We start from the raw sequence: 9,134 nt of genomic DNA, 5'->3' as shown, positions 1-9,134 counted from the left end.
GTGGCGGCGTCGCGCCGGGGCTCGACGAGGCGGGGCCGGCCGGGCCCGGACGCCGCGCGTCCAGCGCTCGTCCGTGCGGTCATGACCCCAACCCTAGCGCCGCACCACCACCGGGCCGCCGGGGTTTACCGGGCCGTCGCACGGGTTTCCACGAACGAAACAATTCTGTCACCCGCTAGAAAAACCCCTGGGCTTATCTATCAGCAGACAGAAACCGCTCAACGGCGAGCGGCCGTCACCCCCAGTGAGAAGGACCCGTTTCATGACGACCGCCCCCGTTCATTCCGCCACCACCGGCCACGACGCCGACGACCTGTCCGAGTTCGGCTACGACCAGCAGCTGCACCGCTCCCTGGGCAAGTTCGCCTCCTTCGCGGCCGGCTTCTCCTTCGTCTCGATCCTCACGACGATCTTCCAGCTGTTCGGCCTGGGCTTCGGCTTCGGCGGCCCGGCCTTCTTCTGGACCTGGCCGATCGTCTACGCCGGCCAATTCCTCGTCGCCCTGTGCTTCGCGGAGATCGCCGCGCGCTACCCGATCTCCGGCGCGATCTACCAGTGGTCGAGGCGGATGGGCGGCGAGATCGTCGGCTGGTTCGGCGGCTGGTTCATGATGATCGCCCAGATCGTCACCGCCGCGGCCGCCGCGATCGCCCTGCAGGTGGTGCTCCCGACGGTGTGGAGCGGATTCCAGGTCATCGGCGAGGACTCCACCCTCACCAGCACCAGCGGCGCCGCCAACGCCGTCCTGCTCGGTTCGATCCTCCTGGTGATCGTCACCGCCATCAACTGCATCGGCGTCACCTGGATGAGCCGTGTCAACAGCATCGGCGTCACCTGTGAGCTGGTCGGCGTCGTCGCCGTCGTCCTGGCGCTGTTCACCCACGCCAAGCGCGGTCCCGACGTCGTGTTCGACACCGGCCTGCCCGGCCAGCAGCCCGGCTACATCTGGGCCTTCATCGTCTCCGGCCTGATGGCCGCGTACGTCATGGTCGGGTTCGGCTCGGCCGGCGAACTCGCCGAGGAGACGCGCAACCCGCGCCGCGTCGCCCCGCGCACCATCCGCCTGGCCCTCACCGTCTCCGCCATCGGCGGCGGCCTGATGCTGCTCGGCGCCCTGATGGCCGCCCCCACCCTCGACGAGAAGCTGGCCACCGGCGGACTGCCCTACGTGCTCGACTCGATCCTCGGCGGATTCTGGGGCAAGGTCCTGCTCTGCGACGTCGCGGTGGCGATCTTCATCTGCACCCTGGCGATCCAGACGGCGTGCTCGCGCCTGATGTTCTCGATGGCCCGCGACGGCCGTCTCCCGTTCTCCAAGACGCTCTCCTACGTCAACAAGCGGACGGGCACGCCGATCGCACCCGCCATCCTGATCGGCGTCCTGTGCATCGCGATCCTGGTGGTCAACGTCGGCAACTCCGCGATCTTCGCGACCCTCGCCAGCGTCTGCATCATCCTGATCTACCTGGCCTACCTCGCGGTGACCGTTCCGATGCTCTACCGCCGCTTCCACGGCTGGCCGCACACCACCGGCGTCGACGCCGACGGCAAGAAGCTCTTCTCGCTGGGACGGCTCGGCATCGTCGTGAACACCCTCGCGGTCGTCTACGGCGGGCTGATGGTCGTCAACCTCGCCTGGCCGCGGGCGGAGGTCTTCGACCCGGCCGGCGACATGCCGATCCTGCGCTGGGCGGGACCGATCTGCATCGCCGCGACGGTGCTCGTCGGCATCGCCTGCTTCCCCCGCGGCAAGGTCCACCCCAAGCCGGTCACCGTCGGCAATTAGCCCGTCCCACCCCGTCCACCGTGAAGGAGGTGCTCCCCGTGAGCACGATGACCACCGCCGGAGCGCGGGCCCACGCCCGCTCGCAGGCCACCGCGATCACCGACTCGATGCCGGTCGTGCCGGCCTCGGATTGGCCGCACCCGCCCGCCGACGTCGACCCCGCCGACCTGGTGTGGGCCGAGACGGTGCCCGGCGGCCGCTACACCACCAAGGTCCTGGCACGCGGCACGCGGCTGCGGCTGCGCGACGTCACCGGGTCGGCCTGCGCCCACCTGCTGCTGTGGCGGGCCGACGCCCCGTGGGAGCGGCTCAACGTCGCCGACACCGTCAAGGTGCCGTGGCAGGCCTACCTCGGTGCCGGCCATCCGCTGCTGTCGGACCAGGGTCGGGTCCTGGCGACCGTCGTCGCCGACGAGTCCGCACGCCACGACGCGCTCTGCGGCACGACGACACTGCGGCAGAACACCGAGAAGTACGGCGACGGCACGGTCCACTCGGCCAGTCCGGCCGGTCGTGAGCTGCTGCTGCTCGCCGCCCTGAAGAACGGACTGGGCGCCGCCGACGTCGCGCCGTCGCTGTCCTTCTTCCACGGCGTCACGGTCGCCGAGGACGGGGCACTGGTGTCGACCGGGTCGGCGGGGGCCGACAAGACGGTCGACGTGGTGCTGCACCTGCCGTGCATCGTCGCCGTCGCGAACACCGCTCACCCGCTGGACCCGTCGCCGTCCTTCGAGACCGGGCCGCTCGAGCTCTTGGCGTGGCGGGCCGCCGCCGACCTCGACGACCTCGTCGGCGACACCGCCGCGGACCCGGAGTACCGGCGCGCGGTCGCCAACTCCGAGGACGCCTGGGCCGCGGCCCACTGATCTGCGCTGCCCGCACCGCCCACCGACTACCGAAGGAACACCCATGAGCACCACGACCACCGATCCGACGTCGGCACCGGCCGCCGCCCTGAAGCTGGGCGAGGGCGCCGTCGTCCTGGACGCCGAGGTCGGCGAACGCGGCCCCTGGTCGGGCGTCGTCGCCGCCGGCGACGTGCTGACGATCGTCGACCTGCACGGCAACCAGGCCGTCGACACCCTGTTCTACGGGGTCGGCCCGGACGGCGCGATCTCACCGTCGGCCCGCTATTCGGCACAGGCGACCATCGCCGCGCAGGGCAACCTGTTCCTGACCACCGGCAGCGTGCTGCGCGACCAGGAGTCGCGTCCGCTGATGACGATCGTGGCCGACGAGGTCGGCAACCACGACTCCGTCGGCGGCGCCTGCTCGCAGGAGTCCAACACGCTGCGCTATGGCCACCACACCAAGCACCAGCACGCCTGCGTGGAGAACTTCCTGATCGAGGGTGCCCGGCACGGGCTCGGCAAGGCCGACCTCGTCGGGAACGTGAACTTCTTCATGAACGTGCCGGTGGACGCCGACGGCTCGCTGGGGATCGTCGACGGGCTGTCGGCGCCGGGCAAGCGACTGGCGCTGCGCGCCGAGACCGACACGCTCGTGCTGATCTCCAACTGCCCGCAGGTCAACAACCCGTGCAACGGCTTCGACCCCACCGCGGTCCGCGTGATCGTCACCCGCAAGGGGCGCAAGCGGTGACCGCCGCGATCACCGTCGTGCGGCCGGGGCCGCAGACCACGGTGCAGGACTGGCCCGGTCGGGTCGGGTACTGGAAGGTGGGCGTGCCGCCGTCGGGGCCGATGGACGACCTCTCGTTCCGCCTCGCCAACCTGGCGGCGGGCAACCCGGAGACCGCCGCCGGCCTGGAGGCGACGCTCGCCGGACCGGCCCTGCGGTTCGAGGAGCCGGCCGTCGTCGCCGTGACCGGTGCACCGGTGCGCGTCACCGTGGACGGTCGGGCGGTGCCGCAGTGGATGCCGATCACCGTCGAGGCCGGCCAGATCCTCGACATCGGGCCGGTCGGCTCGATCGGCATGCGCGTCTACCTCGCCGTCGCCGGCGGGATCGGCGCCGAGGACTACCTCGGCAGCCGCTCGACCTTCACCATGGGCCACTTCGGCGGCCACGGCGGCCGGGCCCTGGCCGAGGGGGACGCGCTGACCGTCGGGCCGACACCGACCGGGCGGGCGCGGCGCATCCTCGGCGACGAGGTGCCCGCGCTGACCAACACCTGGAACCTTGCGGTCACCATCGGCCCGCACACCGCGCCGGAATTCTTCACCGACGAGGACATGGCCGACATCCTGGGCACCGACTACGAGGTGCACTTCAACTCCGACCGCACCGGTGTCCGCCTCATCGGGCCGCAGCCGCGCTGGGCGCGCGCCGACGGAGGCGAGGCGGGACTGCACCCGTCGAACATCCACGACAACGCCTACTCGGTGGGGGCGCTGGACTTCACCGGCGACACCCCGATCCTGCTCGGCCCGGACGGCCCGAGCCTGGGCGGCTTCGTCTGCCCCGTCACCGTCGTCAGTGCCCAGCGGTGGAAGTTGGGGCAGCTCAAGCCCGGCGACACCGTCCGGTTCGTCGCGGTGCGCGCCGACGAGACGGCCTCGCCCGCCCACGTCGGTACGGCCCGCCGCGCGACCATGCCCGACGTGCTGTCGGCCGGGCGCGATGAGGACAACGGCATCCTGGCGCGCTCGCAGACCGCCGACGGGGCGACCACGGTCACCTACCGCCGCAGCGGCGACGACAACATCCTCGTCGAGTACGGCGACATGACCCTCGACCTGGCGCTGCGCGCGCGGGTGCACGCCCTCGCCGAGCGCATCGAGGCCGATCGGCCGCGCGGGCTGGCAGACCTGACCCCGGGCATCCGGTCGCTGCAGGTCAAGGCCGACCCGGACGTGTGGAACCAGCGGGCCATGCTCGACTGGTTGCGCGAGTGCGAGAGTCAGCTGCCGCCCGCACAGGACCTGGTCGTGCCCAGCCGCACCGTCGAACTGCCGCTGTCGTGGGACGACCCGGCGACGCGGGAGGCGATCGAGCGCTACATGCTCGGCGTGCGCGACGACGCGCCGTGGTGCCCGTGGAACATCGAGTTCATCCGCCGGATGAACGGGTTGGACTCGGTCGACAACGTCTACCGGACGGTCTTCGACGCCGACTACCTCGTGCTGGGGCTGGGCGACGTCTACCTGGGGGCGCCGGTCGCGGTACCACTCGACCCGCGCCACCGCCTGGTGACGACCAAGTACAACCCGGCGCGGACCTGGACGCCGGAGAACGCGGTCGGCATCGGCGGGGCGTACCTGTGCATCTACGGGATGGAGGGCCCCGGCGGCTACCAGTTCGTCGGCCGCACCACACAGGTGTGGAACCACCGTCACCCGCTGCCCGCCCCCGGCTTCGACCCCGACCACCCGTGGCTGCTGCGCTTCTTCGACCGGATCCGCTGGTACCCGGTCGACGCCGACGAGCTGCTGGACATGCGTGCCGACGTCGCCGCCGGACGCGGGAACAGCACCCGGATCACCGAGGGAACCTTCTCGCTGTCCGAGCACCAGGCCTTCCTCGACGCCAACGCCGCCGATATCGCCGCCACCCGCGCGTCGATGGAGGCGGCCCGCGACGAGGAGCGCCGGCGCTGGTCGGAGTCCGGCGAATTCGCCGCAAAGGCCCTCGCGTGAGCGCCGTCGGGACCGCCAGTCGCGTCGACGAGGTCTTCGAGGCGATCGAGCGGGCGGAGCGACCCGAGGTGTTCGTGCACCTGCGCCCGCGCGCAGAGGTCGCCGCCGACTATGAGCGGTCGATCGCCGGCGGCGGGCCGCTGGCCGGGAAGATCCTCGCCGTCAAGGACAACGTCGACGTCGCGGGAGTCCCGACGACGGCCGCCTGCCCCGGGTACGCGTACACCCCCGACGCGGACGCACCGGCCGTCGCGGCGCTGCGCGCGGCGGGGGCCGTGGTCATCGGCAAGACGAACCTCGACCAGTTCGCCACCGGGCTGGTCGGCACCCGCAGCCCGTACGGTGCGGTGCGCGACTCCCGACGACCGGAGTACATCTCCGGCGGGTCGAGTTCGGGGTCGGCGGTCGCCGTCGCCCTCGGCCTGGTCGACCTCGCGATCGGCACCGACACCGCCGGATCGGGCCGGGTGCCCGCCGGGCTGCAGGGCATCGTCGGGGTCAAACCGACGGTCGGTGCGATCAGCACCGAGGGTGTCGTGCCCGCCTGCGCGGAGTACGACACCGTGACGATCTTCGGGCGCACCCTCGCCGAGGCCGACGCTGCGATGGCCGTCATGGCGACCGCCGTCGGGCCGGCGACGTTCGGCCCGTCGACCCGGCTGGCCGCGCCCGGACGACCGGTGTTGGCCGTGCCCGCCGAGCTGCCCGAACTCGACGAGCCGTGGCGCGCGGCCTTCGACACCGCGGTCGCCACCGCCGAGGCCGCCGGCATGTCGATCCGGCGCGTCGACCTGCAACCGTTCCTGGACGCGGCGAAACTGCTGTACGAGGACGCACTGGTCGCCCAGCGCCACGACGCGGTCGGCGCGTTCATCGACGGCAACCCCGGCGACGGTCTCGATCCGACGGTGGCCGGGATCATCGGCGCGGCCAACCGTTTCAGCGCCGTCGACCTGCTCAGCGCACGGCGACGGCTGGCCGACCTGCGCGCCGAGGCCATGACCCAGTGGGGCGAGGCGACCGCACTCCTCGTGCCGACGGCGCCATTCCACCCGACCATCGAGCAGGTGGCCGCCGACCCGGTGGGCGTCAACTCACGGATGGGCACCTACACGAACTTCTGCAACCTGTTCGACCTGTGCGGGCTCGCGATCCCGGCGGGCACCATCGCCGAGTCCGACGGCGGCCATGCACAGTTCGGCGTGACGCTGCTGGGCAAGGCGCACGACGACGCCGTGCTGATCGACCTCGCCCGGCGGATGGGTGAGGACCCCGTTGTCGCACCCGGCTGGCCGGAGGCGGTGGCGCCGACGGTCGAGCTGGCCGTCTTCGGCGCCCACATGCGCGGCGGCCCGCTGGTGCACGAACTGTCCGATCGGGGAGCCCGGTGGAGCGGGGAGGTCGTGACCGCGCCGGCCTACCGCCTCGTCGCCCTCGACACGGTGCCGCCCAAGCCCGGGCTGATCAGGGATCCCACGCGCGGGCGCGCAATTCACGGCGAGACCTGGACCCTCTCCCCCGCCGCCCTGGGCGACTTCCTGGCCGCACTCCCCGAGCCGATGATGCTGGGGAAGGTCGAGCTGGCCGACGGGTCGTGGGTCACCGGGTTCGGTTGCGCCGCGGATGCGGGTGCTGCGGGAACCGGGGTCGATCGGGATCGCTGGTAGGGATTAGCCCCGAAAGCGACCCATGAGCCAATCGACCGCAATCGGGTAGTCCATCATGCCTGCCACGTGGTCGACGCCGGTCAACTTCGGCAGCGGGGTCGTGACGTCGACGAGACGAACCGTCGCACCACCGGCGCGCCAACTGCGCACCATGCGGTGGGTCGGCCCCGGAGGCACGGTGTCATCGTGCCGGCTCTGCATCACGAGCACCGGCCGTGCAGGCGGAATGCGACCGACCACAAGGCTGTCCAGGACGGCCCTGATCTGAGGATCAGACTCCAAGGCGTCGATCATCGTCGCACCACTCTTCGTGTAGGCCGAGGTCGGTTTGAAATGCTCCTCGCGCAGTGCACCAAAGCTGCACAGTTGCACGACTCGCCTCAGATACGCGCGACCGGTCGGGTTGAACAACGCACGGATCCGCGGCGCCAACTCGGGATAGCCGTCGATCAGGCCCGCGACGAACATCCCACCGAGCCCTGACATGATTCCCCGGTCGCCGGCTGCTCCTCGGAGGACAGCCGCGGGATCGACGGCCGGAGCACCGGCGACCGTGCCGACCAGGTTGAGCTCCCCGGCATAGCGGCGCGAATGCTCGGCCGCCGCAGCAGCCGCCCCACCGCCCTGGGAATAGCCCCACACCCCGATGGGCGCGGTCGGAGCCACCGCGCCGAGTCTGATTGCCGCACGCGCCGCATCGAGGACGGCATGCGCCTCGGGGACGGGTTGGAGGTAGGTGTGCACCCCGGGAGTTCCCAGCCCTTGGTAGTCGGTCACGGCGATCGCGACCCCCTTTTCGAGCAGCGCGGCCATGTCGGTGACTTGCCCTTCGAACCATGGCGAGCCCGAACCGTCGAACTCGACACCGTTCGCCAAGACGCGTGACGGCGCGCAGCTGTCCGCACTCCCGTGCGTACCGATGGCAAGCGATACCAACGGCCTTGGCCCGCGTCCCCGCCAACGCACGGACGGAGTCAGGACGGTGCCGGTGACCGCCATCGGCGCTCCATGGACGTCGGTGCTGCGATACATGATCCGCGTCGCATGCGCTGCAGACAGCAGACCCGCAAGAGGGCTACCGGCCATGAGGCGCGTCGGTTGCCGACGAACCAGGTCGCCGTTTCGGCCAGCGGGCAAAGGCTTCGGTGGCGTGTAGAACGCCGATCCGGCCACCGGAAGCGGGGCGGCGACGGCGTCATCGACAAAGCCGCTGACGGCTAGTGCGGATACCGATACCGCGGCGATAAGCGTGGAAACTCGAGGTCGTCTCATGGCGCATCTTTCTTTGCATTGCCCCACCGGGGCTTGTGATGTGCGACACAGGTGCCGCTGCGCCAAAGCTAGCTGATAATTTACATCTGTCAAGTATCTACTTGACAGATGTATCCAAATCGGGACGGACCCCCATCAACAGGGCCGGCCTGCAGTCAGTCGGTTTCGAGATGCCGCTGTCGGTCGACGTTGCCCGCAATCGCGATGATCGTTTCATCGATGCGCATCAGAAGGCCCACCAGCGCGGTCGGATCCTCAGACGCCGCCGAACCGTCGACCGAGGCCGGCTCGTCGACGAGCCACTCGGCGAGCATCATGGCCGCCGCCGAGGCGCCAAACTTGGCCATCTCCCGGATTTGCGCCTCCGGTACCGTGCCATCACTGCGCTGCCTCAAGAGCTCGGCACCGGGCACGGCCAACAGATCGGTGATGGCGCGCACCACGGAAAAGGCCGCCGAGCCGCGTAAGAGCGCGCGGTAGAAGCGGCTATGGCGAGCGAAGTGGTCGGTGAGCACCTGCGCGAATGGCATTGGATTCGCCGGATTCGGATCGACGGCGGGAAGCAACTCCCGGTCAATCAACTCGGTCATCGCGGCAACCAGGATGCCGTCGCGGTCGCCGTAGTGCTGATACAGGACCGGGCGACTCACACCGGCGGCATCCGCCAAGTCGGTCATCGAGATCGCCGACGAGTCTCGCTCGACCACCAGATCGATCGTCGCATCCATGATCGCGGCCCGTGATCGCCTCACCCGCGGGTCCGTCTGCCGCATGCGGTCACTCTACACATTGACGATTGACATCTATTTT

At 70.5% G+C, this 9,134-nt stretch carries 7 protein-coding genes; 5 read left to right on the top strand and 2 right to left on the bottom strand.

The annotated features are described in order from the left end of the window. The first annotated feature begins 262 nt into the window (after nucleotides 1-262). Genes QM634_RS06165 through atzF form a run of 5 tightly spaced genes read left to right on the top strand, consistent with a single transcriptional unit; the run spans nucleotide 263 to nucleotide 7,052 of the window. Nucleotides 263-1,786: an amino acid permease gene (locus QM634_RS06165; protein WP_415041890.1), complete on the top strand. Its 1,524-nt coding sequence runs from the start codon at nucleotides 263-265 to the stop codon at nucleotides 1,784-1,786. 47 nt (nucleotides 1,787-1,833) lie between these two features. Beyond that, on the top strand, nucleotides 1,834-2,652 hold the full coding sequence (locus QM634_RS06160; RefSeq protein ID WP_415041891.1) for an urea amidolyase associated protein UAAP1: 819 nt from the start codon (nucleotides 1,834-1,836) through the stop codon (nucleotides 2,650-2,652). A 43-nt stretch (nucleotides 2,653-2,695) separates the two neighbouring features. Continuing rightward, a complete protein-coding gene (locus QM634_RS06155) occupies nucleotides 2,696-3,388 on the top strand; it encodes an urea amidolyase associated protein UAAP2 (protein ID WP_415041889.1) in 693 nt (230 codons plus the stop codon). Then, nucleotides 3,385-5,385: a 5-oxoprolinase/urea amidolyase family protein gene (locus QM634_RS06150; RefSeq protein ID WP_415041888.1), complete on the top strand. Its 2,001-nt coding sequence runs from the start codon at nucleotides 3,385-3,387 to the stop codon at nucleotides 5,383-5,385. The genes QM634_RS06155 and QM634_RS06150 overlap by 4 nt, the downstream gene beginning before the upstream one ends. Further along, nucleotides 5,382-7,052: an allophanate hydrolase gene (gene atzF, locus QM634_RS06145; RefSeq protein WP_415041887.1), complete on the top strand. Its 1,671-nt coding sequence runs from the start codon at nucleotides 5,382-5,384 to the stop codon at nucleotides 7,050-7,052. The genes QM634_RS06150 and atzF overlap by 4 nt, the downstream gene beginning before the upstream one ends. Nucleotides 7,053-7,055: 3 nt before the next feature. Here the strand turns inward: atzF and QM634_RS06140 are convergent, their stop codons facing one another. Beyond that, complete coding sequence (locus QM634_RS06140; protein WP_415041886.1) at nucleotides 7,056-8,324, bottom strand: lipase family protein; 1,269 nt, start codon at nucleotides 8,322-8,324, stop codon at nucleotides 7,056-7,058. 155 nt (nucleotides 8,325-8,479) lie between these two features. After that, nucleotides 8,480-9,097, bottom strand: a complete 618-nt coding sequence (locus QM634_RS06135; protein WP_415041885.1) for a TetR/AcrR family transcriptional regulator — start codon at nucleotides 9,095-9,097, stop codon at nucleotides 8,480-8,482. Between the last annotated feature and the right edge of the window lie 37 nt (nucleotides 9,098-9,134).

It is taken from the genome of Gordonia sp. (in: high G+C Gram-positive bacteria) (genome assembly GCF_047606305.1).
Taxonomy (GTDB): Bacteria; Actinomycetota; Actinomycetes; order Mycobacteriales; family Mycobacteriaceae; genus Gordonia.
The sequence above is the reverse complement of the archived record's forward strand: the minus strand, read 5'-3'. Positions and strand labels throughout refer to the sequence as shown.